This is a genomic window from Pseudomonas sp. NFPP12, from assembly GCF_900103205.1.
GTDB lineage: Bacteria > Pseudomonadota > Gammaproteobacteria > Pseudomonadales > Pseudomonadaceae > Aquipseudomonas > Aquipseudomonas protegens.
Map to the genome: position 1 here is coordinate 688,425 of NZ_FMWW01000002.1, position 25,595 is coordinate 714,019.

Sequence of the window (25,595 nt, forward strand, 5' to 3'; positions counted from 1 at the left end):
CGTGAATTCAAGCACCCAGGGGCGGATTTTTCGGCCATTGATCAGCTCGGGCCAGGAAAACCAGGGCCTCGCGTACTTGTGTCGGCGTATTGCAAGGCGCCTGGAAGGGCAGCCAATACAACGCCTGGCCGATGCGCAGGTGCATGCCTTCGGTATCGATCCCGGCCATCTGCGCAGGCGCGTTGTCCGGCAACCCGGTCAACTGGACATAGTGGGCAATGGCCTTGGCATGGTCGCTGTTCATGTGTTCCACCATGCTCAGTTCGGCCTTTCCGGCGAAGGGGTTGGCCAGGGTCAGTTGGTCGACCCAGTGGATCGCCCCGAAGCCGCCGATGTAGCGGTGGCGTACCGGCTTGAGCACCCAGAAATCGAAGTCATGGGCCTTGTGGTAGTTCTGTGACTCGGGAAAGTAACGGTAGTAACGCTCGGCTGCGGCTTCGATGGCGGCCTCATCCTCGAGCTTCTCAGCCTCGGCCAGGTAGGTCAGGCGACCGACTGCCTGCACGTCATCGGCATCGCGCTCACCCACCAGCAGCGAGCACTTGGGATCCTTCTGCAGGTTGTGGGTGTGCTGGGCGATACGGCTGATCAGGATCAGCGGCCGGCCCTCGGCGTCCAGGCAATAGGGCACCACGGACCCGAAGGGAAATCCCGGCATGGCCTTGGAGTGAGTGGACAGCACCCCGCGATATTCCTTGAGCAGCAGTTCTCGTGCATTCTTGGCAGCTTCAACGCTCACTTTATGACTCCTTATGTAGAATCCGTCGAAAACGGACGGGCGCCTGGAGCATTGTTCCAGCTACGCCAACAGGGCAATTCTCATCTGCAGCCAGGCCAGGTCCGGCCGCCGAACGAGGGTTCCCGAAAAGGACTCCCCTCAAGACCAGCTAGCGGGACATGCGAATGCAACTCACTGACAAAGTAATCATTATCACCGGCGGTTGCCAAGGTCTGGGCCGCTCCATGGCTGAGTATTTCGCAGCCAGGGGCGCGCGGCTGGCATTGGTCGATCTGAACCAGGAAAAGCTCGACCAGGCTGTCGCGGCGTGCAAGACCCACGGCGTCGAAGCCCGTGCCTATCTGTGCAACGTCGCCGATGAAGAGCAGGTGAACCACATGGTGGCCCAGGTCGCCGAGGACTTTGGCGCCATCCACGGCCTGATCAACAACGCCGGGATCCTGCGCGACGGCCTGCTGGTCAAGGTCAAGGACGGCCAGATGACCAAGATGAGCCTGGCCCAGTGGCAGGCGGTGATCGACGTCAACCTGACCGGGGTCTTCCTCTGTACCCGGGAAGTGGCGGCGAAGATGATCGAGCTCGGAAACAACGGCGCGATCATCAACATTTCTTCGATCTCCCGCGCCGGCAATATCGGCCAGACCAACTATTCCGCGGCCAAGGCCGGGGTCGCGGCAGCCACGGTCACCTGGGCCAAGGAGCTCGCGCGTTACGGTATCCGCGTGGCGGGCATTGCCCCGGGCTTTATCGAAACCGAGATGACCCTGGGCATGAAACCCGAGGCCCTGGAAAAAATGACCGCCGGTATTCCCCTCAAGCGCATGGGCAAGCCGGAAGAGATCGCCCACTCGGCGGCCTATATCTTCGAGAACGACTACTACACCGGGCGCATCCTGGAAATGGACGGCGGCCTGCGGGTCTGACCCTGCCGTCGCAACGGTAGGAGCCGGCTTGCTGGCGAAAGCGATCTTGAGGACGCCTTCGCCGGCAAGCCGGCTCCTACATGACTCACCCGCCTGGGGCTTCAGTCGTCGCTGATGGTGATGTTGGGCATCGCCGGGGCGGCCGCTTCTTGCAAGACAATGCGCGCGCCCACATGCCGCGCCAACTCCTGGTAGACCATGGCGATCTGGCTTTCCGGCTCGGCGATCACCGTCGGCTTGCCGCCGTCGGCCTGCTCGCGGATCAGCATCGACAGCGGTAGCGAGGCCAGCAGCTCGACGTCGTACTGGCTGGCCAGCTTCTCGCCGCCGCCTTCGCCAAACAGGTGCTCGGCATGGCCACAGTTGGAGCAGATGTGCACCGCCATGTTCTCCACCACGCCCAGCACCGGGATATTGACCTTGCGGAACATCTCCACGCCCTTGCGAGCATCCAGCAGAGCCAGGTCCTGGGGCGTGGTGACGATCACCGCACCGGCCACCGGGACTTTCTGCGCCAGGGTCAGCTGGATGTCGCCGGTGCCTGGCGGCATGTCGATCACCAGGTAGTCCAGGTTGCCCCAGTCGGTCTGGGTCACCAGTTGCAGCAAGGCCCCGGAGACCATAGGGCCGCGCCAGACCATCGGCGTGTTGTCATCGGTGAGGAAGGCCATGGACATGACCTCCACGCCGTGGGACTCGATCGGCACGAACCACTTCTGGTCCTTGATCTTCGGCCGGGTGCCTTCGGCGATGCCGAACATGATGCCCTGGCTCGGGCCATAGATGTCGGCGTCGAGAATCCCCACCTTGGCGCCTTCGCGAGCCAGGGCCAGGGCCAGGTTGGCCGCGGTGGTGGACTTGCCAACACCGCCCTTGCCGGAAGCCACCGCCACCACGTTCTTGACGTTGGCCAGGCCCGGGATCTGCGCCTGGGCCTTGTGCGCGGCAATGACGCTGCTGATCTCGACCTTGGCCGAGCTCACGCCGTCCAGGCCCTCGATGGCCAGTTGCAGCATCTGCGCCCAGCCACTCTTGAACAGGCCGGCGGCATAACCCAGTTCCATGCGGACCGTGACCCGGTCGCCCTGGACCTCGATGTCCCGTACGCAGCCGGCGCTGACCGGGTCCTGGTTCAGGTAAGGGTCGGTGTATTGACGAAGGACGGCTTCCACCGCTGCGCGATTGACGGCGCTCATGGGCAACTCCGATAACAAGACAGGAAAATCAGCCGGCTATCCTACGCCGCCGACTCCTTCGTGGCGAGAAAGCTTGCTGCGCACAATGTGCCTGGAAGGGTGAAAATTCCGCTCCGGCGCTTTATAGTGGCCGACCTCCGTTTCATCAAGTAGCCGAGCCCCATGTCCGAGCCACGCAAGATCCTCGTCACCAGCGCCCTGCCCTATGCCAATGGTTCCATCCACCTTGGCCACATGCTTGAGTACATCCAGACCGACATGTGGGTGCGCTTCCAGAAGCTACGCGGCAACCAATGCATCTATGTCTGCGCGGACGACGCACACGGCTCGGCCATCATGTTGCGCGCGGAGAAGGAAGGCATCACCCCGGAGCAGTTGATCGCCAACGTGCAGGCTGAACACTGCGCCGACTTTGCCGAGTTCCTGGTGGATTTCGACAACTTCCACTCCACTCACGCTGAAGAAAACCGTGAGCTGTCGAGCCAGATCTACCTCAAGCTGCGGGACGCCGGGCACATCGCCACGCGCTCCATCACCCAGTATTTCGACCCGGAAAAGAAAATGTTCCTGGCCGACCGCTTCATCAAGGGCACCTGCCCGAAATGCGGCACCGAGGACCAGTACGGCGACAACTGCGAAAAATGCGGTGCCACCTATGCCCCGACCGACCTGAAGGATCCTAAGTCGGCGATCTCCGGCGCCACTCCGGTGCTCAAGGACTCCCAGCACTTCTTCTTCAAGCTGCCGGACTTCCAGCAGATGCTGCAGAGCTGGACCCGCAGCGGCACCCTGCAGGACGCCGTGGCCAACAAGATCGCCGAGTGGCTGGACGCCGGCCTGCAGCAGTGGGACATCTCCCGCGATGCACCGTACTTCGGCTTCGAGATCCCGGATGAGCCGGGCAAGTACTTCTATGTGTGGCTGGACGCGCCGATCGGCTACATGGCCAGCTTCAAGAACCTCTGCAGCCGTCGTCCGGAACTGGATTTCGACGCCTTCTGGGGCAAGGACTCCACCGCCGAGCTGTATCACTTCATCGGCAAGGACATCGTCAACTTCCACGCCCTGTTCTGGCCCGCCATGCTCGAAGGCGCCGGCTATCGCAAGCCGACCGGCATCAACGTCCACGGCTACCTGACGGTCAATGGCCAGAAGATGTCCAAGTCCCGTGGCACCTTCATCAAGGCCCGTACCTACCTGGAGCACCTGTCGCCGGAATACCTGCGCTACTACTACGCGTCCAAGCTGGGCCGTGGTGTCGACGACCTGGACCTGAACCTCGAAGACTTCGTGCAGAAGGTCAACTCCGACCTGGTGGGCAAGGTGGTGAACATCGCCAGCCGTTGCGCCGGCTTCATCCACAAGGGCAATGCCGGGGTGATGGTGGACAGCAATGCCGCCCCCGAGCTGACCGAGGCCTTCCTGGCCGCGGCGCCAAGCATCGCCGACGCCTATGAAGCCCGTGACTTCGCCCGAGCCATGCGCGAGATCATGGGCCTGGCCGACCGTGCCAACGCCTGGATCGCCGACAAGGCTCCATGGTCGCTGAACAAGCAGGAAGGCAAGCAGGATGAAGTCCAGGCCATCTGCGCCACTGGCATCAACCTGTTCCGCCAGTTGGTGATCTTCCTCAAACCGGTGCTGCCACTGCTGGCTGCCGATGCCGAGGCCTTCCTCAACGTGGCCCCGCTGACCTGGAACGACCACCAGCAACTGCTGGCCAACCATCAGCTCAACGAATTCAAGCCGCTGATGACGCGGATCGACCCGGTAAAAGTGCAAGCCATGACCGATGCCTCCAAGGAAGACCTGGCCGCCAGCCAGACCGACACCGGTGGCCCTAAAGGCAACGGTGAACTGGTGAAGGACCCGCTGTCCGCGGAAATCGACTTCGATGCCTTTGCTGCCATCGACCTGCGTGTCGCCCTGATCGTCAAGGCCGAAGCCGTGGAAGGTGCCGACAAGCTGCTGCGCCTGACCCTGGATATCGGCGACGAACAGCGCAACGTGTTCTCCGGCATCAAGAGCGCCTACCCTGATCCGTCCAAGCTCGATGGCCGCCTGACCATGATGATCGCCAACCTCAAGCCACGGAAAATGAAGTTCGGCATCTCCGAAGGCATGGTGATGGCTGCCGGCCCTGGCGGTGAAGAAATCTACCTGCTGAGCCCGGACAGCGGCGCCAAGCCCGGCCAGCGGATCAAGTAAGGCTGCAGGCTGGACCCCATCCCCCCGTTGCGCCCGGCGCAGCGGGGGGATTTGCATATCTGGCGGGCCCTGCGCCGACGCTGGAGTTTGCCTACTCTTGAAGGACAGCCTGCCCGTACCGGCCCCGACCATGACCGACTTCCTCCTCGCCCTTGTCAGCACTGCCCTGATCAACAACTTCGTGTTGCAGTGGCCGCTGGGCGTCGACCCGCTGCTGCAGGCCCCAGCCGATGGCGCTCGGCTTCGGATCCATGCGCTGGGCCTGGCAACGACGGTCTTGATACTGGTCAGTTGCGTACTCGGCCATGTCCTCTATCGTGGCGTGCTGGTGCCCTCGGGGCTGCAGTCCTTGCAGCTGTTTACCTGGCTGTCCCTGAGCGTGCTGCTGATCAGGCCGACGCTACACTGGCTGCCCCGGGCCCTGCCCGGCTTGCCATTCGATGGCCTCTGGCCCTTGTTGCTGGCCAATGCCGGGATGCTCGGCCTGCTGTTGATCGCCAGCGGGGAAAACCTCGGGCTGGCGACCCTCGGCGCCATGAGCCTGGGTGCCGGGCTGGGCTTCTGGTTGGTACTGTGCCTGTTCAATGACCTGCGCCAGCGTATTTCCACCAACGATATTCCCCTGCCCTGGCAAGGCCTGCCGATCGACCTGATCAGCGCCGGCCTACTGGCAGTGGCGTTTTTCGGCTTCAACGGACTGCTCAAGACATGAGTCTGATTCAACGCATCGACGCCCTTTTGCCCCAGACCCAATGCGGCAAGTGCGGCCACGCCGGATGCAAACCCTACGCCCAGGGCATCGCCAGTGGCGAGGCCATCAACAAGTGTCCGCCAGGGGGCCAGGAAACCATCGCCGGCCTGGCACAACTGCTCCAGCTGCCGGTGGTAGAACTGGACCACAGCCGTGGCGAAGCCCCGGCGCAGATCGCCCATATCCGCGAGGCCGAATGCATCGGCTGCACCAAGTGCATCCAGGCCTGCCCGGTGGACGCCATCGTCGGCGCGGCGAAGCTCATGCACAGCGTATTGATCGACGAATGCACCGGCTGCGACCTCTGTGTGGCGCCCTGCCCGGTGGATTGCATCGACATGCTGCCGTTGCCCATGGCCCGAGTGCTGCCCATTGTCGGCGGCCTGGCCAGCAGCCCCGAGCAGCTGCAGGCTCGCACCGCCAAACGCGATCACGCCCGGCGCCGCTTCGAGCAGCGCAATGATCGCTTGCAGCGCGAAGAGGCCCGGCGCCTGGCCGAACGTCAGGCCAGGGCCCAGCGCGCCACCCAGGCCAGCGACGCCAGCCAGGATCCGGTTCAGTCGGCTATCGAGCGGGTCCGCGCACAGAAAGCCGCGGCGGCCGATGCTGCCTTGAAAAAGGCCAAGATCGAGCTGGCCATGAGTCGCGCCCAATTGCACAAATCCCTCAAGGCCTTCGGTCATCCACCGACCTTCGAGCAGCAATCGCAGTTGATCGTCCTGCAGCGCCAGTTCGAAGTGGCCGAGCAGGCACTGGCCCAACTGGAAGCCCAGGCGCCTACACCGACCGCGCCGGTGGCCCGGGATGCCGACCTAAAGCGAGCCAAGATCCAGTTGGCGATGCGCCGCGCCGAACTGAAAAAGGCCCAGGCCGCAGCAGCCCCCGAAGCCGAACTGCAAACCCTGGCCGCGGCCCTGGCGGCGGCCGAACAGGCGCTGCACGCCGCGGAAGACGCCAGTGGCAAACCGGCTCCAGTACTGGAGCGGATCGAGAAACGCCCGATCGCCCCACAACTGCGACAACTGAAGACCGAACTGGCCTACGCCCGAGCCGAACTGAGCAAACTGCAACGCCAGACCGATACCAGCAGCGAACAACTGGCCCAGGCCCAAGCCCGCCTGAGCGAAGCCGAGCGCCAGGTAAACGCCCATGACGTGCCCTGAAACAGTCGACCCGCGCCTGCGCCAGGCCATGCAGCGCGTGCTGCTGGCCGCGCTGCCAGGGCTGCTGGTACTGCTGTGGTTGTATGCCTGGGGGCCGCTGCTGAATCTACTGCTGGCAGCCAGTGGGGCCCTGGCCATGGAAGCCTTGGTGCTGTTCCTGCGGCGGCGTCCGCTGCAACCTGCCCTCAGCGATGGCAGCGCGTTGGTCAGTGCCACCTTGTTGGCCCTGGCCCTGCCACCCTATTGCCCCTGGTGGCTGCCGCTGAGCGCTGCCGCCAGCGCCGTGCTCTTGGGCAAGCAGGTGTACGGCGGTGTCGGCCAGAACCCCTTCAACCCGGCCATGCTGGGCTATGCGCTGGCCCTGCTGTGCTTCCCGCCATCCATGACTCACTGGCCCGCGCCCCATGCCCTGGACCTGCTCGGCGGGCTGCAACAGGTATTCGGCCTGGGAGGCAACTCGCCCCCGGACGCCTGGGCCCAGGCCACGGCGCTGGACAGCCTGCGGATCAACAAGAGCCTGACCGTCGATGAACTCTTTGCCGGCAACCCCGCCTTCGGTCACTTCGGCGGCCGTGGTGCCGAATGGGTCAACCTCGGATTTCTGGCTGGCGGCCTGTTTCTGCTGCAACAACGGGTCATCGGCTGGCAGGCGCCCGTGGGCATGCTTGGCAGCCTGCTGCTGATCAGCCTACTGTGCTGGAACGGCAGCGGCTCCGACTCCCACGGTTCGCCGCTGTTCCATTTGTTCAGCGGCGCCAGCATGCTCGGTGCGTTCTTTATCGTCACCGAGCCGGTGTCCGGCCCCAAGGCCGCCAAGGCGCGCCTGCTGTTTGGCGTTGGCGTTGGCCTGCTCACCTACCTGATCCGCAGCTGGGGTGGCTACCCCGACGGGCTCGCATTCGCCGTGCTGCTGATGAACCTGGCGGTACCGGCCCTGGAGCGCCTGAGCTCCGAAAAACCGCTGGAGCGCCCATCATGAAAGGGGCTCGCAGCCTGTTGCTGCTGATGCTGCTCGGCTCCCTGGGCATCGGTGCCACCCTGTGGCTGCAATATGCCGCCACTCCACGCATAGAAGCCGAACAACGGGCCTTGCAGGCACGCAAGCTGTTGGATGTGCTGCCCGCCGGCAGCTATGACAACCAGCCTCTGGACCAGCCATTGCCCTTGGCCGATGGGCAACTGAGCAACAGTCGCCTGCTCGATGGCTACCTGGCCACCCGCAATGGCCGGCCCAGCGCCGTACTGCTGCGCAGCCAGGTCACAGGCTACGCCGGCCCCATCGAGTTGCTGATCGCTATCGACAGCCAGGGGCGCCTGCTGGGCAGCAAGACCCTCCGGCAGGATGAGACTCCGGGGCTGGGAGCACGTATCGCCAGCTGGCCCAATGCCTGGCTCCAGGGGTTTTCAGGAAAATCCCGCAATGATCCGGGCGACAGCGCCTGGGCCTTGAAAAAGGACAACGGGCAGTTCGATCAGATTGCCGGCGCCACCATCACTTCCCGTGCGGTGATCAGTGCCTTGCATGATGCCTTGCGCTACTTCGACGAACACCGCGGACAACTGCTCCCTGGAACGCCTCATGAATAAGCCGTTGTCATTGCCGGGGCTGCTGATGCTGCCACCCCTGATCGGGGCTACGGACTCCTGGGTCAAGGCAATCGGCCTGGCCCTGGCCTGGGTATTGCTGATCGGCCTCTACGGCGCCGGCATGCGCTTGCTGCGTCCGCCCATCGAGGCCCGCCACCACTGGCTGGCCAGCCTGCTGCTCAGCGCCAGCCTCGGCAGTTGCCTGTGGCTGGCGCTGCAGGCCTGGAGTTATGAGCTGCACCAGCAATTGAGCCTGTACCTGGGCCTGCTGCCCCTGCAATGCGTGGTACTGGAACAGGCGGGCTTCTTCCAGCACCGCAACCGACTGCGCCTGACCGGCGCTTTCTGTGTGGCCCTGATCGGCCTGGGTGCCCTGCGCGAGCTGCTGGGCGCTGGTACGCTGGGCAGCCATCTGGGCTGGCTTGTCGGCCAGTCGGATGCAGGCAACGGCTGGGTCGTGCTGCCACATGGGGGGCTACGCCTGCTGACCCTCGCCCCCGGCGGTTTTATCCTGCTGGGTGCACTGCTGGCCGCAAAACGAGCCTGGGCCGGCTCCTGGACCTTAAACCGACCGCCTTCGAGGAAATGAATCACCCATGAATGCCGCCAAACGCCTGGAAATCTTTCGCCGGCTACACGAAGACAACCCCGAACCGAAAACCGAGCTGGCCTATTCCTCGCCGTTCGAGCTGCTGATCGCGGTGATTCTCTCGGCGCAATCGACCGACGTCGGGGTCAACAAGGCGACTGCCAGGCTCTTCCCCGTAGCCAATACCCCAGCGGCAATCTACGCCCTGGGTGTCGAAGGCCTGTCCGAATACATCAAGACCATCGGCCTGTACAACAGCAAGGCCAAGAACGTCATCGAGACCTGCCGCCTGCTGGTGGAACGCCATAACAGCGAAGTGCCACAGACCCGGGAAGAGCTGGAGGCTCTGCCCGGGGTGGGCCGCAAGACCGCCAACGTGGTCCTCAACACCGCTTTCCGGCAACTGACCATGGCGGTGGACACCCATATCTTCCGGGTCAGCAACCGAACCGGGCTGGCCCCGGGAAAGAACGTGGTCGAGGTCGAAAAGAAACTCATGAAGTTCGTGCCCAAGGAGTTTCTGCTGGACTCCCATCACTGGCTGATCCTCCACGGCCGCTACGTTTGCCTGGCACGCAAGCCACGCTGTGGCAGCTGTCGAATCGAAGACCTGTGCGAATACAAGCAAAAGACTTCCGACGATTGAGCAAGCATTGATTTTGCCGATAGATCGATTGAAAAAATCTTTTTTACCCGCCAGGAGAATATCGATATAAGGAGCGCCAATGGCAGTCCTAGCCTGGAGTCGACCTTATGAGTACTGGCAAAGAACAACTGGACGTAGAAGACGATTTCGTCGCAGCTGAAACAGATGACGCAGAACCGGTGGTCGAAGTGGCGAAAACCAATCTGAGCAAGCGCCGGACCATCGACAATCTCCTCGAGGAACGGCGCCTGCAAAAACAGTTGGCCGATTACGACTTTGACCTCTAGTCACAAAAGAACCTCCCCATGGAGGTTTTTTTGTACCTGTGCCCAGCCGCTAATCTGGCCGGTCAGCCTCCCCGACTGACCGGCTGCGTCGGCACTCAAGCGAACCCATCCAGCAACACCGTCTCAATGCGCATGTGCTCTAAAGGCTCATATCAACCGATGCCGTTGAGCGAACTCGATCAGATCAACCAGTGAACGAGCATTGAGCTTGGCCAGTAGCCGGCGCTTGTAGGTACTGATGGTCTTGTTGCTCAAGCACAACCCCTCGGCAATTTCCTTGTTACTCATGCCGTTGGTGAGTTGTTTCAATACGATCAATTCGCGCCCTGAAAGCAGCTCGATCATCTGCTGCTCACTGCTGATGCCCTGGCTTGAGCGAAAAGTATGCAAGGCCTCGTTGGGGAAGTAGCTGTATCCCGCCAGCACCGCACGCACGGCACTCAACAACTCGGTGATGTCCTGCTGCTTGCACACATAACCGGCAGCACCGGCCTGCATGCAGCGCATGGAGAAAGGCCCCGGAACTTGCAGGGTCAATACCAGAATCTTGATCGACATACCTCTGGACATCAGCCGGTTTATAACTTCGAGCCCATCAAGTTGCGGAATTCCAATATCCAGAATCAAGATGTCTGGAACATATTCAAGAGCCAACTTCAATGCATCCGTGCCGTTATCTGCTTCCGCTACTACTTCAAGGCCATGGCGCTCCATCAACATGCGCACAGCCAAACGGACAACAGGGTGATCATCCACGATCAATACTCTTTTCATAGGTCCATCTCAGTCCTGAGAGTTTTTTTAGAGCCCGCACAATACCCCAGAGAATTGACTCTGACACCGTGCTACAGAGGGCTACGACCTTACGAGGACGATCCTTACAAACAATACCGAATTGCCTTACAAAACGACCTAGATAAAAGTGGTTCAATATCCAAACCGCCTAGGATCAATCGTCAAATCAGCTACTTTTCGTACTAATAAAACTCCAACCTACAAGCACTCTCAGTAGCGGTACTTGGTACTTCGCCCATCAAGAAGTGGCTCACCTTGCCCAACAGACATTTGCTGATCTGAATTAGGCCCCGACGCTCACTGCAATTAGCCCGGGCAAAAAAAAGCCCCGCTTATCGCGGGGCTTTCTTCAACCACTCAAAGCATCAGACCAGGGTCCGACCCTTGTTCGCGGCAATGCGCATGCGCAGGGCGTTGAGCTTGATGAAGCCAGCTGCGTCCGCCTGGTTGTAGGCACCGCCGTCCTCTTCGAAGGTAGCGATGTTGGCGTCGAACAGCGACTCGTCAGACTTGCGACCGGTCACGATCACGTTGCCCTTGTACAGCTTCAGGCGTACCACGCCATTCACGTGGGCCTGGGAGGCGTCGATCATCTGTTGCAGCATCAGACGCTCAGGGCTCCACCAGTAGCCGGTGTAGATCAGGCTGGCGTACTTGGGCATCAGCTCGTCTTTGAGGTGAGCCACTTCGCGGTCCAGGGTGATGGACTCGATGGCGCGGTGGGCACGCAGCATGATGGTGCCGCCAGGAGTCTCGTAGCAGCCGCGGGACTTCATGCCCACGTAACGGTTCTCGACGATGTCCAGACGACCGATACCGTGTTCGCCACCAATGCGGTTCAGGGTCGCCAGCACGGTGGCCGGGGTCATCTCGACGCCGTCCAGTGCCACGATATCGCCGTTGCGGTAGGTCAGTTCCAGGTATTGCGGGGTATCTGGGGCCTTCTCCGGGGAGACAGTCCAGCGCCACATGTCTTCTTCGTGCTCGGTCCAGGTGTCTTCCAGCACGCCACCTTCATAGGAGATGTGCAGCAGGTTGGCATCCATCGAGTACGGGGATTTCTTCTTGCCGTGACGCTCGATCGGGATCCCGTGCTTCTCGGCGTAGTCCATCAGCTTCTCGCGGGACAGCAGGTCCCACTCGCGCCAAGGGGCAATCACCTTCACACCCGGCTTGAGGGCGTAGGCGCCCAGTTCGAAACGCACCTGATCGTTGCCCTTGCCGGTGGCGCCATGGGAAATGGCGTCGGCGCCGGTTTCGTTGGCGATTTCGATCAGGCGCTTGGCGATCAACGGACGAGCGATGGAAGTACCCAGCAGGTACTCGCCTTCGTAGACGGTGTTGGCGCGGAACATCGGGAAGACGAAATCACGCACGAACTCTTCGCGCAGATCGTCGATGTAGATCTCTTTGACGCCCATGGCTTGCGCCTTGGCGCGGGCCGGCTCGACCTCTTCGCCTTGGCCCAGGTCAGCAGTGAAAGTCACTACTTCACAGTTGTAAGTATCCTGCAGCCACTTGAGGATCACCGAAGTGTCCAGGCCGCCCGAATACGCCAGAACGACCTTGTTAACGTCCGCCATGCCATCACTCCACGGGGTTGTACGGAAAGCCGCCAAGTCTACCGATCCACGCGGATAATTTACAGAGGCGCGACAGCTTATGACGACCAAGCGACAGATTATGTCGAGCGAGCGACGACGACAGCCGTATCAGGAAGTCGCCGCTGCGCTGGATCCGGAAGCCGCCTGAGGCGCTGGGGCCGGCTTTTCGACAGGAGCGACCCGTTCCAGATGCACATTGACCCGCCGGTTCTTCGCCCGGTTGGCCGCATTGGTGTTGGGGGCCAGGGGATAGCGCTCGCCATGGAAGCGCACCACGATCTGGTTTTCCGCCAGGCCATTGGCCTTGAAGAACTCCATGACCGCCAGCGCACGACGGCGCGACAGGTCACGGTTGGTCAGGCGGTTGCCACTGTTATCAGAGTGCCCGTCCAATTCGACATGATTGACCGTGGGGTCGGCCTTGATGAAGTCCACCATCACTTGCAGCTTGGCCTTGGCCCGGGCGTCCAAGTCGATGCCCCCCCCGGGGAAACCGATCTCGGCCTGCTTGACCTGTTCATAGTTCATCGGCAACAGCTTGGCCATGCAGCTTTGATAGTCGCCATAGGCCTTGCTGAACTTCACCGGCAACAGGCGCACCTCGGACACTCCGCCTTCGCGGGAGAAGTGCCGGACCACCGGGCTGCGCCCCTCCAGCAAACCGACGATCAGACGTCCGGCCTGCATCTGGTTGCTGTTGAACAGCACCCCATCGGTACCGGCCTTGACCGCCCCGAGGTTGATGTCGCCACGCCCCGGCTGCCAGGGGGCGGCGGCCGCAAGCAGGGTCGCGGAACCACCGGCCTGCATGGGGTTGAAACTCTTGAGGCGGAAAATCGCCTGCTCGCCGGCGCGACGAACGAATTCGCCGGAACCGAAATCGGTAACCGGTTGGATCAGGCGGCACTCGAACTTGTCACCTTCGACCGTCCACTCAATGCTCTCCAGGCGAGTCTGGAAAGTGAGAGCCATCGCAGGCAGGCTGGCAAACACACTGAGCAAGGCTAGATAACGCTGGCGCACGGGAGGCTCCACTGACGTGTACAACAGAAAAATCGACAGGCGTTAATACGCCATACCTTCGGGATATCGGTTGCTCGTCGCAAAACTTGATAGCGAGTGCCTGGAAGAGTCTTTTCCGGTAGCATTCCCCCGAGTTTTACCCGCCTGGAACCTCCAATGTCCGACCGCCTGACCCTGCTGCGTCCCGACGACTGGCATATTCATCTTCGCGATGGGGCCGTGTTGCCCAATACAGTCGCAGATGTCGCGCGCACCTTTGGCCGCGCCATCATCATGCCCAACCTGGTACCTCCGGTGCGCAACGCCGCGGAAGCCGACGCCTATCGCCAGCGCATTCTAGCTGCGCGCCCGGCCGGCAGCCGCTTCGAGCCACTGATGGTGCTCTACCTGACCGACCGTACCCAGCCGGAGGAAATCCGCGCGGCCAAGGCCTGCGGTTTCGTCCACGCCGCCAAGCTGTACCCGGCCGGCGCGACCACCAACTCGGATTCGGGCGTGACCAGCATCGACAAGATTTTCCCGGTGCTTGAAGCCATGGCCGAAGTCGGCCTGCCGCTGTTGATCCACGGCGAGGTAACCCGCGGCGACGTCGACGTCTTCGACCGCGAGAAGATCTTCATCGACGAGCACATGCGGCGTGTGGTTGAACGCTTCCCCAGCCTGAAAGTGGTGTTCGAACACATCACCACCGCTGAAGCCGTGCAGTTCGTCAAGGAGGCTTCGGCTAACGTCGGCGCCACCATCACCGCGCATCACCTGCTGTACAACCGCAACCACATGCTGGTGGGCGGTATTCGTCCGCACTTCTATTGCCTGCCGATCCTCAAGCGCAACACCCACCAGGAAGCCCTGCTGGATGCGGCCACCAGCGGCAACGCGAAGTTCTTCCTCGGCACCGACTCGGCACCTCACGCCCAGCACGCCAAGGAAGCCGCTTGCGGTTGCGCCGGCTGCTACAGCGCCTACGCCGCCATCGAGCTGTACGCCGAAGCGTTCGAACAACGCAATGCCCTGGATCAGCTGGAAGCTTTCGCCAGCCTCAACGGCCCGCGCTTCTACGGCCTGCCGGCCAACACCGACAGCATCACCCTGGTCCGTGAAGAATGGACCGCTCCTGCCAGCCTGCCGTTTGGCGAGCTGACTGTCATTCCGCTGCGCGCCGGTGAAAAACTGCGCTGGCGCCTGCTGGAGGATCACTCGTGAGTGACGACCATTTCGACGACGAACAAGAAGGTAGCAGCGGCGGTCCTCGCCATCCGATGGCGGCACGCTTTCGCGGTTACCTGCCGGTAGTCGTCGATGTTGAAACCGGTGGCTTCAACTCGGCCACCGACGCCCTGCTGGAAATTGCCGCAACCACCATCGGCATGGACGAAAAAGGCTTCGTGTTCCCCGAACACACCTACTTCTTCCGGGTCGAGCCTTTCGAAGGCGCGAACATCGAAGCTGCAGCCCTGGAATTCACCGGGATCAAGCTTGATCATCCCCTGCGCATGGCTGTGAGCGAAGAAACCGCCCTCACCGATATTTTCCGCGGGGTGCGCAAGGCGCTGAAGGCCAATGGCTGCAAGCGCGCCATCCTGGTAGGCCACAACAGCAGCTTCGACCTGGGCTTCCTGAATGCCGCCGTGGCGCGCCTGGACATGAAGCGCAATCCGTTCCACCCGTTCTCCAGCTTCGATACCGCCACTCTGGCTGGCCTGGCATATGGCCAGACCGTGCTGGCCAAGGCCTGTCAGAGCGCAGACATCGACTTCGACGGTCGCGAGGCCCACTCGGCTCGCTACGACACCGAGAAGACCGCCGAGCTGTTCTGCGGCATCGTCAACCGCTGGAAACAGATGGGCGGCTGGCAGGATTTCGACGACTGAATAGTCGCTTTCCTTTGCCCCATAAAAAAACCGGCCCTAAGGCCGGTTTTTTTATGCGTGACGCCAAGCCTTACAGCTTGCCGGCGTTCTCGCTCAGGTAAGCAGCAACGCCTTCTGGCGAAGCGGTCATGCCCTTGTCGCCTTTCTTCCAGTTGGCAGGGCAGACTTCGCCGTGCTCTTCGTGGAACTGCAGAGCGTCGACCAGACGGATCAGCTCTTCCATGTTGCGGCCCAGTGGCAGGTCGTTGACGATCTGCGAGCGGACAACGCCTTTGTCGTCGATCAGGAACGCGCCACGGAAAGCCACGCCGCCTTCGGACTCAACGTCGTAGGCCTTGGCGATGTCGTGCTTCATGTCAGCAGCCATGATGTATTGAACCTGACCGATGCCGCCGGCATTGATCGGGGTGTTACGCCAGGCGTTGTGAGTGAAGTGCGAGTCGATGGACACAGCGATCACTTCAACGTTGCGTGCCTTGAAGTCGGCCATGCGGTGATCCAGAGCGATCAGCTCGGACGGGCACACGAAGGTGAAGTCCAGTGGGTAGAAGAACACCAGGCCGTATTTGCCTTTGATGGCCGAGGACAGGGTGAAGCTGTCGACGATTTCGCCATTGCCGAGAACGGCCGGAACGGTGAAGTCAGGGGCTTGTTTGCCTACGAGTACGCTCATTGGATATCTCCTGGTGTGGACGTAGTAATGAAGAAGAAGGGTTGGCCCCGAGCCTGCCATGCTGATGCGACAGCCCCGTGACGTGCGCCCTCTTCGCAAGGACCGACCATCATACACGGCGTTTTTAAGCTGTCCTTAGTGGTTTTTCCTCTGGCCGGCCTCCAACGCGAAAAATGCTAATGATCTGTCATTAATGCCAAGAAAAGCCGTTCGTCACTCAAGCAAGAATCAGCAACAAAGGGCGTCGAAACAACTTTGACAATCATTCTCGTTAACATTAAGATCCATCGCAATTGAGCCCTAACCAGCGACGGTTCTCATCTTATGTATGTCTGCCTCTGCACCGGTGTCACCGACGGACAAATTCGCGAAGCGATCTACGAAGGTTGCTGCAGCTACCGCGAAGTACGCCAGGCCACCGGCGTTGCCAGCCAGTGCGGCAAATGTGCCTGCCTGGCCAAGCAAGTGGTTCGCGAAACCCTGACCGAATTGCAGAGCAGCCAAGCGGCAATCCCCTACCCTGTGGAATTTAATGTCGCCTGATTTAATCAATAATTAGCGGCGTTACAAACAACCGGACCTGGCGTCCGGTTTTTTTATGCCTGTAATTCAATCGCTTAGAGACAAAACGCGGAACACAAACATTCTTATTCCGATTAATTTTCATATATTATTCAATAACTTAGGTTTGACAGTAATGTTCATGCAGCTCAGACTCTGCCCATGTTCCACTAAATACAGGGCAGGACCCCATCATGAAAGGCGACATTACAGTCATCCAGCATCTCAATAAAATCCTTGCCAATGAACTGGTCGCGATCAATCAGTACTTCCTGCATGCGCGCATGTATGAAGACTGGGGCCTGAACAAGCTGGGCAAGCACGAGTACCACGAGTCCATCGACGAGATGAAGCATGCGGACAAGCTGATCAAGCGCATCCTCTTCCTCGAAGGCCTGCCCAACGTCCAGGACCTGGGCAAGTTGCATATTGGTGAGCACACCAAGGAAATGCTCGAATGCGACCTGCGTATCGAGCGCACCGGCCATGCCGACCTCAAGGCCGCGATCGCCCATTGCGAATCGGTTGGTGACTTCGGCAGCCGTGAACTGCTGGAAGATATTCTGGAATCCGAAGAAGAGCATATCGACTGGCTGGAAACCCAATTGGGCCTGATCGATAAAGTGGGTATCGAGAACTATCTGCAATCGCAAATGGGTGACGAGTAACTCAACTCGTAATACCCGAAGAATAAAAAAGCCCCGCTTCTCTTATGAGAGCGGGGCTTTTTTTATTACGCGGATATGTTCGCGTAACAAACCGAAGCAGAGTGCTTACCGCAAGTTTCCGAGAATCACACGAGTAGCATGTCGACTCCCGGAAACCCTCGCGAGCAGGCGCGCTTTTACGCTTCGGTCTTGGCAGCGGCTTTTTCGGCAGCGGCCTTGATCAGGCTCTGCAATTCACCGTTGGCGAACATTTCAGCCATGATGTCGCTGCCGCCGACCAGCTCACCGGCCACCCACAGTTGTGGGAAGGTTGGCCAATTGGCGTACTTGGGCAGGTTGGCGCGAATTTCCGGGTTCTGCAGGATGTCCACGTAAGCGAACTTCTCACCACAGCCCATTACGGCCTGAGCGGCTTTGGCAGAGAAGCCGCACTGCGGGGCATTCGGCGAGCCTTTCATGTAAAGCAGAATGGTGTTGTTGGCAATCTGCTCTTTAATAGTTTCGATGATATCCATGGAACACCTCGGCTGAACTTTCCGACTCTGTTGTCGGCACGGTGGCGCATTGTAACGGAATCCTGAGCACCCTGCTCGGCCTCTCCGACAGACATCTCAGGCCGCCTGCACCCTGACCGGCACCCCGTTCAACGCCGCATTTCCCGACAGCACATCGAGCTGGCGCTCGTCGGTCAGGTCATTGGCGCTGCAACCCGGCTGCTCCGTGGCTATGTTCATCTGCACGCCCGGACGCCCATGCCCCCAGCCATGGGGCAGGCTCACCACCCCCGGCATCATCTCGGCACTGGCCAGCACTTCGACTTCCACCGCACCGACCCGTGAACTGATGCGTACCCGTTGACCGTCCTGCAAACCCCGGTGAGCCAGATCCTGCGGATGCATCAGCAGTTGGTGACGAGGCTTGCCCTTCACCAGGCGGTGATAGTTGTGCATCCAGGAGTTGTTACTGCGCACATGCCTGCGGCCGATCAACAACAATTCCCCCTCCTGCGGCGCCTTCAGGGCCGCAAAACGCTCCAGGTCGGCCATGATCGCCGGCGGCGCAGCCTGGATCCGCCGGTTTTCGGTTTTCAGGCGCCCGGCCAGATTCGGCTGCAGCGGCCCCAGATCGATGCCATGGGGATACTCGGCCAGCGTCGCCAATGACAGCTTGAACGGCGAGGCGTCGCCATAAGGCCCGGCACGCAGCCCCATATCAATCATTTGCGCCGGCGCGATGGTCGGCTTGAGCGAGCTTTCGGTGCGCTCGGCAAAGACCTTGGCCAGGCCGACGAAGATCTCCCAGTCGTGCAGTGCACCTTCGGGCTTGGGCAGGATCGCCCGGTTGAAACGGCTGACATTGCGCACCGCGAACAGATTGAACGTGGTGTCGTAGTGATCATTTTCCAGGGCCGAGGTGGACGGCAGGATCAAGTCGGCATAGCGGGTGGTTTCGTTGATGTACAGGTCGATGCTGAGCATGAACTCCAAGCCATCCAGCGCCTGCTCCAGCTGCCGGCCATTGGGCGTGGACAGCACCGGGTTGCCCGCCACCGTGATCAGCGCCCGTACCTGCCCCTCCCCTTCGGTGAGTATCTCTTCTGCCAGGGCCGACACCGGCAACTCGCCGCCGTATTCCGGAAGCCCGGAAACCCGGCTCTGCCAGGCATTGAAGTGGCCGCCCGAAGTCGCCGCTACCAGATCCACCGCGGGGCTGGTACACAAGGCGCCACCCACGCGGTCGAGGTTACCGGTGACCAGGTTGAGCAATTGCAGCAACCAATGGCACAGCGTGCCGAAGGCCTGGGTCGAGACGCCCATGCGCCCGTAGCAGACCGCTCTGTCGGCCGAGGCGAAATCCCTGGCCAGTTGGCGGATCTGTGGCGCCGCAATGGCGCACAGGGGGCTCATGGCCTCCGCCGTGAACCGGGATATGGCCTGGCGCACCTCGGCCAGCCCATCCACCTGCAAGTGGCTGTCGCGGGTCGGCCCCTCTTCGAAGATGCTGTTGAGCAGGCCAAACAGCAGCGCGACATCGCCCCCCGGGCGGACAAACAGATGCTGGTCGGCCATGGCCGCGGTTTCGCTGCGCCGCGGATCGACCACCACTACCTTGCCGCCACGGGCCTGGATCGCTTTCAAGCGCTTTTCCACATCCGGAACGGTCATGATGCTGCCGTTGGACGCCAGGGGATTGCCGCCAAGAATCAACATGAAATCGGTGTGATCGATATCCGGAATCGGCAACAGCAAGCCGTGGCCATACATCAGGTAGCTGGTCAGGTGCTGAGGCAATTGGTCGACCGAGGTAGCCGAGAAGCGATTGCGCGTCTTGAGCTGGCCGAGAAAGTAGTTGCTGTGGGTCATCAGCCCATAGTTGTGCACGCTGGGATTGCCCTGGTAGGTCGCCACCGCGTTGTTGCCATGACGCTGCTGAATACTCGCCAGCCGCTCGGCCACCAGGGCAAAGGCCTCGTCCCATTCGATCGGTTGCCACTCATTGCCAACCCGGCGCACCGGCTGGCGCAGGCGGTCCGGGTCATTCTGGATATCCTGCAAGGCCACGGCCTTGGGGCAGATATGACCGCGGCTGAAACTGTCCTGAGGATCGCCCTTGATCGAGCTGATGCGCGGAGCACTGCCGTCTTCTTCGGTGATTTCCAGGGTCAGGCCACAGATGGCCTCACACAGGTGGCAGGCACGGTGATGGAGAGTCTTGGTCATGGCCAGTCTCTATTGTTTGAGAGCGCAGCGTATTCGCTTGCCGGAAGCAAAAACTATGGGCGCTCCCCTGACAGGACACCAGTGACGTTCGTCCCATGAATTCACGGCCATCAGCCCCGGCCATGATCGGCGCCTTCAGTTGGAGGGCAACCGTGGCGGCCCATCCGCTGAGACGTGGGCGGTTGCATCCACGGCCTCCCGCTCCCCATAGCCACCCGAGAGTTGTGCGAGCAATCGCCAATGCTCGTCCAGGCCTGCACTGAGGCTCATCATCCGGTCGATCATCTTGCGCGCGGCCGCTCGGGTCACCGGATCTTCACTGCGCAGCAGCTCGAAGGAAAACGCCGTCACCGAAGCTGTCATGTCGGTGAGTGCCCGGGCCGTGAGCCCCAAGAGCGTCATCAGTTGTTGCTCCCTGGATTCCATCGTTCACCCGTCCCTGCCACTGATTCGCCTTTATAACCTCAGCACTTTGCATTAGGAAATGTTTCAGGCTGCCAGCCCGCGGATTATCCGGGACGCAGCCCCCGCCCTCCAGGTCAGAAAACGACTGCATGGGCATCACCCGCGCCGCGCTCGATTGCCAAGGCGCGCCGGGGCAGTGTACAAATGCCCGGCTGCTGTCTGGAAACTGGTCTCAAAAGTGCCAGCGCATTCGCGTCCTGGCCTCTCATGCCCATAATCGCCGTAGCACTACTATTGGTAAGACGCGACATTTAATTATAAGATCGCGCCTTCCCCTATTTCGTCGCCCCGTGCGGCTTTCGCCGCAGGTCCAGCCCGTTGTTCGACTAAACAAGGCTTTGAGAATCTGCGGTCCGTTGCAAAAAGGTAGTTAATGATGAGCGCAAGGCACTTTCTCTCCCTGATGGATTGCACGCCCGAAGAGCTGGTCAGTGTGATTCGTCGAGGCATCGAGCTGAAGGACCTGCGTAACCGCGGCGTACTCTTCGAGCCCTTGAAAAATCGTGTGCTTGGCATGATTTTCGAGAAGTCGTCGACCCGAACCCGACTGTCCTTCGAAGCCGGCATGATCCAACTGGGCGGCCAGGCCATCTTCCTTTCGCCACGGGACACTCAACTGGGGCGCGGCGAGCCCATCGGCGACTGCGCCATCGTCATGTCGCGCATGCTCGATGCGGTGATGATCCGCACCTTTGCCCACAGCACCCTGACCGAGTTTGCGGCCAACTCCCGCGTACCGGTGATCAACGGCCTGTCCGATGACCTGCACCCCTGCCAACTGCTGGCTGACATGCAGACGTTCCTCGAGCATCGCGGCTCGATCCAGGGCAAGACCGTGGCCTGGATCGGCGACGGCAACAACATGTGCAATAGCTATATAGAAGCGGCCATCCAGTTCGACTTCCAACTGCGCATCGCCTGCCCCGAAGGGTACGAGCCCAACGCGGATTTCGTAGCCCAGGCCGGCGACCGCGTGACCATCGTCCGTGATCCTCGCGAAGCCGTGCGTGGTGCCCACCTGGTGAGCACCGATGTCTGGACCTCCATGGGCCAGGAAGAGGAGACTGCCAAGCGCCTGCAACTGTTCGCTCCCTTCCAGGTCAACCGTGCACTGCTGGACCTGGCCGCCGAGGACGTTCTGTTCATGCATTGCCTGCCCGCCCACCGCGGTGAAGAAATCAGCCTCGACCTGCTGGACGACCCGCGTTCGGTGGCCTGGGACCAGGCGGAAAACCGCCTCCACGCACAAAAGGCCCTGCTCGAATTCCTCGTCGAGCCGGCGTACCACCACGCATGAGCCAGCCCTTGCTACTGAACCTGCGCAACCTCGCTTGCGGCTACCAGGACCAACGCGTGGTGCAGAACCTCAACCTGCACCTCAATGCCGGGGATATCGGCTGCCTGCTGGGCTCATCCGGCTGCGGCAAGACCACCACCCTGCGCGCCATCGCCGGGTTCGAGCCGGTGCATGAGGGGGAAATCCAGCTGGCGGGCGAGACCATCTCCAGCGCCGGTTTCACCCTGGCGCCGGAGAAACGCCGGATCGGCATGGTGTTCCAGGACTACGCCCTGTTCCCGCACCTGAGCGTGGCCGACAACATTGCCTTCGGCATTCGCAAACACCCGCAGAAAGAGCGGGTGGTGGCCGAACTGCTGGAGCTGGTGAACCTGAAGTACCTCGGCCAGCGCTTCCCCCACGAACTGTCCGGCGGCCAGCAACAACGTGTGGCCCTGGCTCGTGCCCTGGCTCCCGAACCACAACTGCTGCTGCTCGACGAGCCCTTCTCCAACCTCGACGGCGAACTGCGGCGCAAGCTCAGCCACGAGGTGCGTGACATCCTCAAGGCCCGTGGCACCAGTGCGATCCTGGTCACCCACGACCAGGAGGAAGCCTTTGCCGTGAGCGATCAGGTAGGGGTATTCAAGGAAGGCCGCCTGGAACAGTGGGACACACCGTACAACCTCTACCACGAACCCCAGACGCCCTTCGTCGCCAGCTTCATCGGTCAGGGCTACTTCATTCGCGGCCAGTTGAGCAGCCCGGAATCGGTACAGACCGAACTCGGCTTGCTGCAGGGCAACCGTGCCTACACCTGGCCAACCGGCGGTGCGGTGGATGTGCTGTTGCGTCCGGACGACATCGTCCACGCCCCCGACAGCGCCTTGAAAGCCCGCGTCGTGGGCAAGACGTTCCTCGGCGCCTCGACCCTGTATCGCCTGCAACTGCCCACTGGCAGCCAGCTGGAATCGATCTTCCCGAGCCACGCCGATCATCAGGTCGGCGCCGACGTGGGTATCCGGGTCGCGGCGGAACACCTGGTGCTGTTCCAGGCTTCGGGCAGTACCGCAGCGCAGATCCCGCAAAGCGACTCAGGGGTGCGCCGGTACAGCAGCGCGCATTGAGCCGTCTTCGCTGGCAAGCCAGCTCCTACGACAGCGCACTGTAGGAGCCGGCTTGCCGGCGAAACACCCAGCACAGTCATTGCAGATGCAACTGCCCACTGGCAATCAGCCGGGCATGCCCACCGATCTTCACCCGCTCACCTTCCAGACGACAAAACAACGCGCCACCTCGGGCAGAGCACTGGTAGGCGCTCAACTGCGGCTTATCCAACCGCTGCGCCCAGTAAGGCGCCAGGCAGCAATGGGTAGATCCGGTCACCGGGTCCTCATCGATACCGATGGCAGGGGCAAAATAGCGCGAGACAAAGTCGTGCTGCTCCCCACGCGCAGTCACGATCACCCCGGGCCAGGGCAGTTTCGCCAGCGCCGTCATATCCGGCCGGCACTCACGCACCGCCTGCTCCGACTCCAGCACGGCCAATAGCTCGTTGGCCCCCAGCAATTCGACGACCTCAACCCCCAGCGCTTGCGCCACCGCCTCCTGCCCTGCCTGGCTGCTCGGGCTGCGCAGCGGGAAATCCAGCCACAACAGGCCCTCTTCACGGGTGACACTCAGGGGCCCGGACTGGCTGAGAAAGTCGATACGCTGCGCGGCCTGGCCATAAACCTCGAACAACACATAGGCAGTGGCCAAGGTTGCATGCCCGCACAACGGCACTTCAGTCACCGGGGTGAACCAGCGAATCCGCCAGCCCTGGGCCTCACGCACCACGAAAGCGGTTTCTGCCAGATTGTGCTCGGCAGCAATCTGCTGCATCAGCCTGTCATCGAGCCAGGACTCAAGCCGGTAAACCATGGCCGGATTACCCGCGAACGGGCGCTCGCTGAACGCATCGACCTGATGAAACTCAAGCTGCATATCCCTTCTCCGTGAATAACTGGCCCCCAGCATGGGCCCTGGCCCCCAACGGGCGACAGACACAGAAGACGGGATTTTCCTGCATACAGCAGCGACCCTGGCCGCAGCCGCTGCGACTCAAGGACGACCGATATCAGCGAACCTGGCCTGGGTATGCTCGGCCAGCACCGTCGGCGCCAGCTCGACTTCCAGGCCACGGCGCCCGGCGCTGACAAAGATGCTGGCGAACGGCTGCGCACTGTTATCAATGAAGGTCCGCAGGCGCTTCTTCTGCCCCAGCGGGCTGATGCCTCCCAGCAGGTACCCCGTGGCGCGCTGGGCGGCAGCCGGGTCGGCCATTTCAGCCTTCTTCACGCCCGCTGCGTGAGCCAGGGCCTTCAGGTCAAGACTTCCGACGACCGGCACCACCGCCACCAGCAGCTCACCCTTTTCACTGCTGGCAAGCAAGGTCTTGAACACCTGCGCAGGATCAAGATCAAGCTTCTCCGCGGCCTCCAGGCCATAGGAGGCGGCCTTAGGGTCATGTTCGTAACTGTGGATGCGATGTTCGGCGCGAACTTTTTTCAGCAGGTCCAGTGCAGGGGTCATGGCAGCTCCAGGCGAGGAATGAAAAGGCAAAACCAAGCGCGCGAATTTTAGGTCATTCACCAGTAAAAGGCTCTATTCCAAGCCTTGATAACCGGCACGTGTGCCTACGAAAGCAACCATGCCTGTCGTTCCCGCGACTATGCCCCGGAATCATTCATTTGATTGATATCTATAAAATGACCATCCGTTCACTTTCGACCTTTGACAGCGGTGTTTCTTGTCTATATTTTTTCGTTTCTGAATATCATGCGGTAGATCCAAGGTTGTACCCAGTAGCAAGGCGAGGTCGGAATGGGGATTCCGCCTTCGTTTAAAGTCGCGCTCCATGCCTTTTGCAGCAGCGCCAGACAACAACAAAAATCGAGGTTCACATGACAACTGCTCTGCAACAACCGTCGCTATCGGGCCAATGCATCGCCGAGTTTCTGGGTACTGCGCTGTTGATCTTCTTCGGCACCGGTTGTGTCGCCGCGCTCAAGGTCGCGGGGGCCAGCTTCGGCCTATGGGAAATCAGCATCATCTGGGGGATCGGCGTGAGCATGGCGATCTACCTGACCGCCGGAGTTTCCGGCGCGCACCTGAACCCGGCCGTGAGCATCGCCCTGTGCCTGTTCGCCGATTTTGAAAAGCGCAAACTGCCGTTCTACATCCTCGCCCAGATCGCTGGCGCCTTCTGCGCGGCGCTGTTGGTTTACACGCTGTACAGCAACCTGTTCTTCGATTTCGAACAAACCCACCAGATGGTCCGTGGTTCCCAGGCCAGCCTGGAACTGGCCTCGGTGTTCTCCACCTTCCCCAACCCGGCGCTGTCCACTGCCCAGGCGTTCCTTGTGGAGCTGGTGATCACCGCCATCCTGATGGGAGTGATCATGTCCCTGACCGATGACAACAATGGCCTGCCGCGCGGCCCGATGGCTCCGCTGCTGATCGGCCTGCTGATTGCCGTGATCGGCAGTGCCATGGGCCCGCTGACCGGGTTTGCGATGAACCCAGCGCGGGACTTCGGGCCTAAACTGATGACGTTCGTGACCGGCTGGGGTGAAATTTCCTTCACCGGCGGCCGTGATATTCCGTATTTCCTGGTGCCAATCTTCGCTCCGATCCTCGGCGCCTGCCTGGGTGCTGCGGCCTATCGCGGCTTGATTGCCCGCCATTTGCCCAGCGCTGCTGTCGCCCTGGAGGCCGAACAGGTCACCGAAGGCAAAGTCAAAGCTTCCTGAATCCAGTGGCGCGTGATCCTGCCCAAATCGATCGCGCGCCTGTTCTCACTCCCTTA

General features: G+C 61.2%; 27 protein-coding genes. 16 read left to right on the forward strand and 11 right to left on the reverse strand.

Features of this window, described 5'->3' with window-relative positions:
* Window positions 1-7: 7 nt before the first annotated feature.
* Window positions 8-739: a HugZ family pyridoxamine 5'-phosphate oxidase gene (locus BLS75_RS10830; protein WP_015636806.1), complete on the reverse strand. Its 732-nt coding sequence runs from the start codon at window positions 737-739 to the stop codon at window positions 8-10.
* A 164-nt stretch (window positions 740-903) separates the two neighbouring features.
* Here BLS75_RS10830 and BLS75_RS10835 point away from each other — a divergent pair, with 164 nt between their 5' ends.
* The gene (locus BLS75_RS10835) at window positions 904-1,662 is read left to right on the forward strand and encodes an SDR family oxidoreductase (protein ID WP_011063096.1); all 759 of its coding nucleotides are present in this window, start codon (window positions 904-906) and stop codon (window positions 1,660-1,662) included.
* Window positions 1,663-1,763: 101 nt separating this feature from the next.
* On the opposite strand, the gene apbC is transcribed toward BLS75_RS10835, so the two are convergent.
* Window positions 1,764-2,858 carry an iron-sulfur cluster carrier protein ApbC gene (gene apbC / locus BLS75_RS10840; RefSeq protein WP_011063097.1) on the reverse strand — a complete coding sequence of 365 codons (1,095 nt, stop codon included), beginning with the start codon at window positions 2,856-2,858 and terminating at the stop codon, window positions 1,764-1,766.
* A 162-nt stretch (window positions 2,859-3,020) separates the two neighbouring features.
* On the opposite strand from apbC, the gene metG reads away from it, so the two are divergent.
* The 8 genes from metG (at window position 3,021) to BLS75_RS10880 (ending at window position 10,089) form a co-directional block, all read left to right on the forward strand.
* Window positions 3,021-5,066, forward strand: a complete 2,046-nt coding sequence (gene metG / locus BLS75_RS10845; RefSeq protein WP_015636808.1) for a methionine--tRNA ligase — start codon at window positions 3,021-3,023, stop codon at window positions 5,064-5,066.
* 130 nt (window positions 5,067-5,196) lie between these two features.
* On the forward strand, window positions 5,197-5,778 hold the full coding sequence (locus BLS75_RS10850; RefSeq protein WP_072450990.1) for an Rnf-Nqr domain containing protein: 582 nt from the start codon (window positions 5,197-5,199) through the stop codon (window positions 5,776-5,778).
* On the forward strand, window positions 5,775-6,980 hold the full coding sequence (locus BLS75_RS10855) for an RnfABCDGE type electron transport complex subunit B (RefSeq protein WP_072450832.1): 1,206 nt from the start codon (window positions 5,775-5,777) through the stop codon (window positions 6,978-6,980). Before BLS75_RS10850 ends, BLS75_RS10855 begins: the two co-directional genes overlap by 4 nt.
* On the forward strand, window positions 6,967-7,959 hold the full coding sequence (locus BLS75_RS10860; RefSeq protein WP_072450833.1) for an RnfABCDGE type electron transport complex subunit D: 993 nt from the start codon (window positions 6,967-6,969) through the stop codon (window positions 7,957-7,959). Before BLS75_RS10855 ends, BLS75_RS10860 begins: the two co-directional genes overlap by 14 nt.
* Window positions 7,956-8,567 (forward strand): RnfABCDGE type electron transport complex subunit G, encoded by a 612-nt coding sequence (locus BLS75_RS10865; protein WP_065365280.1) that lies wholly within the window; start codon window positions 7,956-7,958, stop codon window positions 8,565-8,567. Before BLS75_RS10860 ends, BLS75_RS10865 begins: the two co-directional genes overlap by 4 nt.
* Window positions 8,560-9,156, forward strand: a complete 597-nt coding sequence (locus tag BLS75_RS10870) for an Rnf-Nqr domain containing protein (protein ID WP_072450834.1) — start codon at window positions 8,560-8,562, stop codon at window positions 9,154-9,156. Before BLS75_RS10865 ends, BLS75_RS10870 begins: the two co-directional genes overlap by 8 nt.
* Before the next feature lie 7 nt (window positions 9,157-9,163).
* Window positions 9,164-9,802, forward strand: coding sequence for an endonuclease III (nth, locus tag BLS75_RS10875; RefSeq protein ID WP_015636814.1), 639 nt, complete (start codon window positions 9,164-9,166; stop codon window positions 9,800-9,802).
* 107 nt (window positions 9,803-9,909) lie between these two features.
* Window positions 9,910-10,089, forward strand: a complete 180-nt coding sequence (locus BLS75_RS10880) for a PA3496 family putative envelope integrity protein (RefSeq protein WP_011063105.1) — start codon at window positions 9,910-9,912, stop codon at window positions 10,087-10,089.
* 147 nt (window positions 10,090-10,236) lie between these two features.
* Here BLS75_RS10880 and BLS75_RS10885 read toward each other — a convergent pair whose 3' ends face one another.
* The 3 genes from BLS75_RS10885 to BLS75_RS10895 form a co-directional block, all read right to left on the reverse strand.
* Window positions 10,237-10,863 (reverse strand): response regulator transcription factor, encoded by a 627-nt coding sequence (locus BLS75_RS10885; RefSeq protein WP_011063106.1) that lies wholly within the window; start codon window positions 10,861-10,863, stop codon window positions 10,237-10,239.
* A 386-nt stretch (window positions 10,864-11,249) separates the two neighbouring features.
* On the reverse strand, window positions 11,250-12,467 hold the full coding sequence (locus BLS75_RS10890) for an argininosuccinate synthase (protein ID WP_011063107.1): 1,218 nt from the start codon (window positions 12,465-12,467) through the stop codon (window positions 11,250-11,252).
* Between the two features lie 129 nt (window positions 12,468-12,596).
* Window positions 12,597-13,511: a flagellar protein MotY gene (locus tag BLS75_RS10895; protein WP_072450835.1), complete on the reverse strand. Its 915-nt coding sequence runs from the start codon at window positions 13,509-13,511 to the stop codon at window positions 12,597-12,599.
* Window positions 13,512-13,667: 156 nt separating this feature from the next.
* Here BLS75_RS10895 and pyrC point away from each other — a divergent pair, with 156 nt between their 5' ends.
* Window positions 13,668-14,714 (forward strand): dihydroorotase, encoded by a 1,047-nt coding sequence (gene pyrC, locus BLS75_RS10900; protein ID WP_011063109.1) that lies wholly within the window; start codon window positions 13,668-13,670, stop codon window positions 14,712-14,714.
* Window positions 14,711-15,382, forward strand: a complete 672-nt coding sequence (gene rnt / locus BLS75_RS10905; protein WP_011063110.1) for a ribonuclease T — start codon at window positions 14,711-14,713, stop codon at window positions 15,380-15,382. The genes pyrC and rnt overlap by 4 nt, the downstream gene beginning before the upstream one ends.
* Window positions 15,383-15,452: 70 nt before the next feature.
* Here the strand turns inward: rnt and BLS75_RS10910 are convergent, their stop codons facing one another.
* The gene (locus BLS75_RS10910) at window positions 15,453-16,055 is read right to left on the reverse strand and encodes a peroxiredoxin (protein WP_007922432.1); all 603 of its coding nucleotides are present in this window, start codon (window positions 16,053-16,055) and stop codon (window positions 15,453-15,455) included.
* A gap of 324 nt (window positions 16,056-16,379) precedes the next feature.
* Here BLS75_RS10910 and BLS75_RS10915 point away from each other — a divergent pair, with 324 nt between their 5' ends.
* Window positions 16,380-16,598: a bacterioferritin-associated ferredoxin gene (locus tag BLS75_RS10915; protein WP_011063112.1), complete on the forward strand. Its 219-nt coding sequence runs from the start codon at window positions 16,380-16,382 to the stop codon at window positions 16,596-16,598.
* 212 nt (window positions 16,599-16,810) lie between these two features.
* Complete coding sequence (gene bfr / locus BLS75_RS10920) at window positions 16,811-17,284, forward strand: bacterioferritin (RefSeq protein ID WP_011063113.1); 474 nt, start codon at window positions 16,811-16,813, stop codon at window positions 17,282-17,284.
* A 176-nt stretch (window positions 17,285-17,460) separates the two neighbouring features.
* Here the strand turns inward: bfr and grxD are convergent, their stop codons facing one another.
* The 3 genes from grxD to BLS75_RS10935 all read right to left on the reverse strand — a co-directional run bounded on the left by grxD (window position 17,461) and on the right by BLS75_RS10935 (window position 20,430).
* Complete coding sequence (gene grxD, locus BLS75_RS10925; protein ID WP_011063114.1) at window positions 17,461-17,799, reverse strand: Grx4 family monothiol glutaredoxin; 339 nt, start codon at window positions 17,797-17,799, stop codon at window positions 17,461-17,463.
* Window positions 17,800-17,895: 96 nt separating this feature from the next.
* Window positions 17,896-20,004: a molybdopterin oxidoreductase family protein gene (locus BLS75_RS10930; RefSeq protein ID WP_072450836.1), complete on the reverse strand. Its 2,109-nt coding sequence runs from the start codon at window positions 20,002-20,004 to the stop codon at window positions 17,896-17,898.
* A gap of 135 nt (window positions 20,005-20,139) precedes the next feature.
* Window positions 20,140-20,430 (reverse strand): hypothetical protein, encoded by a 291-nt coding sequence (locus BLS75_RS10935; RefSeq protein ID WP_072450837.1) that lies wholly within the window; start codon window positions 20,428-20,430, stop codon window positions 20,140-20,142.
* A 415-nt stretch (window positions 20,431-20,845) separates the two neighbouring features.
* On the opposite strand from BLS75_RS10935, the gene argF reads away from it, so the two are divergent.
* Together argF and BLS75_RS10945 are read left to right on the forward strand one after the other, a co-directional pair.
* Window positions 20,846-21,766 (forward strand): ornithine carbamoyltransferase, encoded by a 921-nt coding sequence (argF, locus tag BLS75_RS10940; RefSeq protein ID WP_019096003.1) that lies wholly within the window; start codon window positions 20,846-20,848, stop codon window positions 21,764-21,766.
* A complete protein-coding gene (locus BLS75_RS10945) occupies window positions 21,763-22,872 on the forward strand; it encodes an ABC transporter ATP-binding protein (RefSeq protein ID WP_072450838.1) in 1,110 nt (369 codons plus the stop codon). Before argF ends, BLS75_RS10945 begins: the two co-directional genes overlap by 4 nt.
* A 76-nt stretch (window positions 22,873-22,948) precedes the next feature.
* On the opposite strand, the gene BLS75_RS10950 is transcribed toward BLS75_RS10945, so the two are convergent.
* Together BLS75_RS10950 and ybaK are read right to left on the reverse strand one after the other, a co-directional pair.
* Window positions 22,949-23,731 carry a PhzF family phenazine biosynthesis protein gene (locus BLS75_RS10950; RefSeq protein WP_072450839.1) on the reverse strand — a complete coding sequence of 261 codons (783 nt, stop codon included), beginning with the start codon at window positions 23,729-23,731 and terminating at the stop codon, window positions 22,949-22,951.
* Between the two features lie 117 nt (window positions 23,732-23,848).
* Window positions 23,849-24,319, reverse strand: coding sequence for a Cys-tRNA(Pro) deacylase (ybaK, locus tag BLS75_RS10955; protein ID WP_015636821.1), 471 nt, complete (start codon window positions 24,317-24,319; stop codon window positions 23,849-23,851).
* 371 nt (window positions 24,320-24,690) lie between these two features.
* Between ybaK and BLS75_RS10960 the strand changes: the two genes are divergently transcribed.
* Window positions 24,691-25,539 (forward strand): MIP/aquaporin family protein, encoded by an 849-nt coding sequence (locus tag BLS75_RS10960; protein WP_072450840.1) that lies wholly within the window; start codon window positions 24,691-24,693, stop codon window positions 25,537-25,539.
* Window positions 25,540-25,595: the final 56 nt, after the last annotated feature.

Excerpts from the sequence above, each read along its gene's own strand:
- BLS75_RS10835 (WP_011063096.1), top strand. The coding sequence starts at position 904 with ATGCAACTCACTGACAAAGTAATCATTATCACCGGCGGTTGCCAAGGT.
- apbC (WP_011063097.1), bottom strand. The coding sequence starts at position 2,858 with ATGAGCGCCGTCAATCGCGCAGCGGTGGAAGCCGTCCTTCGTCAATAC.
- metG (WP_015636808.1), top strand. The coding sequence starts at position 3,021 with ATGTCCGAGCCACGCAAGATCCTCGTCACCAGCGCCCTGCCCTATGCC.
- BLS75_RS10850 (WP_072450990.1), top strand. The coding sequence starts at position 5,197 with ATGACCGACTTCCTCCTCGCCCTTGTCAGCACTGCCCTGATCAACAAC.
- BLS75_RS10855 (WP_072450832.1), top strand. The coding sequence starts at position 5,775 with ATGAGTCTGATTCAACGCATCGACGCCCTTTTGCCCCAGACCCAATGC.
- BLS75_RS10860 (WP_072450833.1), top strand. The coding sequence starts at position 6,967 with ATGACGTGCCCTGAAACAGTCGACCCGCGCCTGCGCCAGGCCATGCAG.
- BLS75_RS10865 (WP_065365280.1), top strand. The coding sequence starts at position 7,956 with ATGAAAGGGGCTCGCAGCCTGTTGCTGCTGATGCTGCTCGGCTCCCTG.
- BLS75_RS10870 (WP_072450834.1), top strand. The coding sequence starts at position 8,560 with ATGAATAAGCCGTTGTCATTGCCGGGGCTGCTGATGCTGCCACCCCTG.
- nth (WP_015636814.1), top strand. The coding sequence starts at position 9,164 with ATGAATGCCGCCAAACGCCTGGAAATCTTTCGCCGGCTACACGAAGAC.
- BLS75_RS10880 (WP_011063105.1), top strand. The coding sequence starts at position 9,910 with ATGAGTACTGGCAAAGAACAACTGGACGTAGAAGACGATTTCGTCGCA.
- BLS75_RS10885 (WP_011063106.1), bottom strand. The coding sequence starts at position 10,863 with ATGAAAAGAGTATTGATCGTGGATGATCACCCTGTTGTCCGTTTGGCT.
- BLS75_RS10890 (WP_011063107.1), bottom strand. The coding sequence starts at position 12,467 with ATGGCGGACGTTAACAAGGTCGTTCTGGCGTATTCGGGCGGCCTGGAC.
- pyrC (WP_011063109.1), top strand. The coding sequence starts at position 13,668 with ATGTCCGACCGCCTGACCCTGCTGCGTCCCGACGACTGGCATATTCAT.
- BLS75_RS10910 (WP_007922432.1), bottom strand. The coding sequence starts at position 16,055 with ATGAGCGTACTCGTAGGCAAACAAGCCCCTGACTTCACCGTTCCGGCC.
- BLS75_RS10915 (WP_011063112.1), top strand. The coding sequence starts at position 16,380 with ATGTATGTCTGCCTCTGCACCGGTGTCACCGACGGACAAATTCGCGAA.
- bfr (WP_011063113.1), top strand. The coding sequence starts at position 16,811 with ATGAAAGGCGACATTACAGTCATCCAGCATCTCAATAAAATCCTTGCC.
- grxD (WP_011063114.1), bottom strand. The coding sequence starts at position 17,799 with ATGGATATCATCGAAACTATTAAAGAGCAGATTGCCAACAACACCATT.
- BLS75_RS10930 (WP_072450836.1), bottom strand. The coding sequence starts at position 20,004 with ATGACCAAGACTCTCCATCACCGTGCCTGCCACCTGTGTGAGGCCATC.
- BLS75_RS10935 (WP_072450837.1), bottom strand. The coding sequence starts at position 20,430 with ATGGAATCCAGGGAGCAACAACTGATGACGCTCTTGGGGCTCACGGCC.
- argF (WP_019096003.1), top strand. The coding sequence starts at position 20,846 with ATGAGCGCAAGGCACTTTCTCTCCCTGATGGATTGCACGCCCGAAGAG.
- BLS75_RS10945 (WP_072450838.1), top strand. The coding sequence starts at position 21,763 with ATGAGCCAGCCCTTGCTACTGAACCTGCGCAACCTCGCTTGCGGCTAC.
- BLS75_RS10950 (WP_072450839.1), bottom strand. The coding sequence starts at position 23,731 with ATGCAGCTTGAGTTTCATCAGGTCGATGCGTTCAGCGAGCGCCCGTTC.
- ybaK (WP_015636821.1), bottom strand. The coding sequence starts at position 24,319 with ATGACCCCTGCACTGGACCTGCTGAAAAAAGTTCGCGCCGAACATCGC.
- BLS75_RS10960 (WP_072450840.1), top strand. The coding sequence starts at position 24,691 with ATGACAACTGCTCTGCAACAACCGTCGCTATCGGGCCAATGCATCGCC.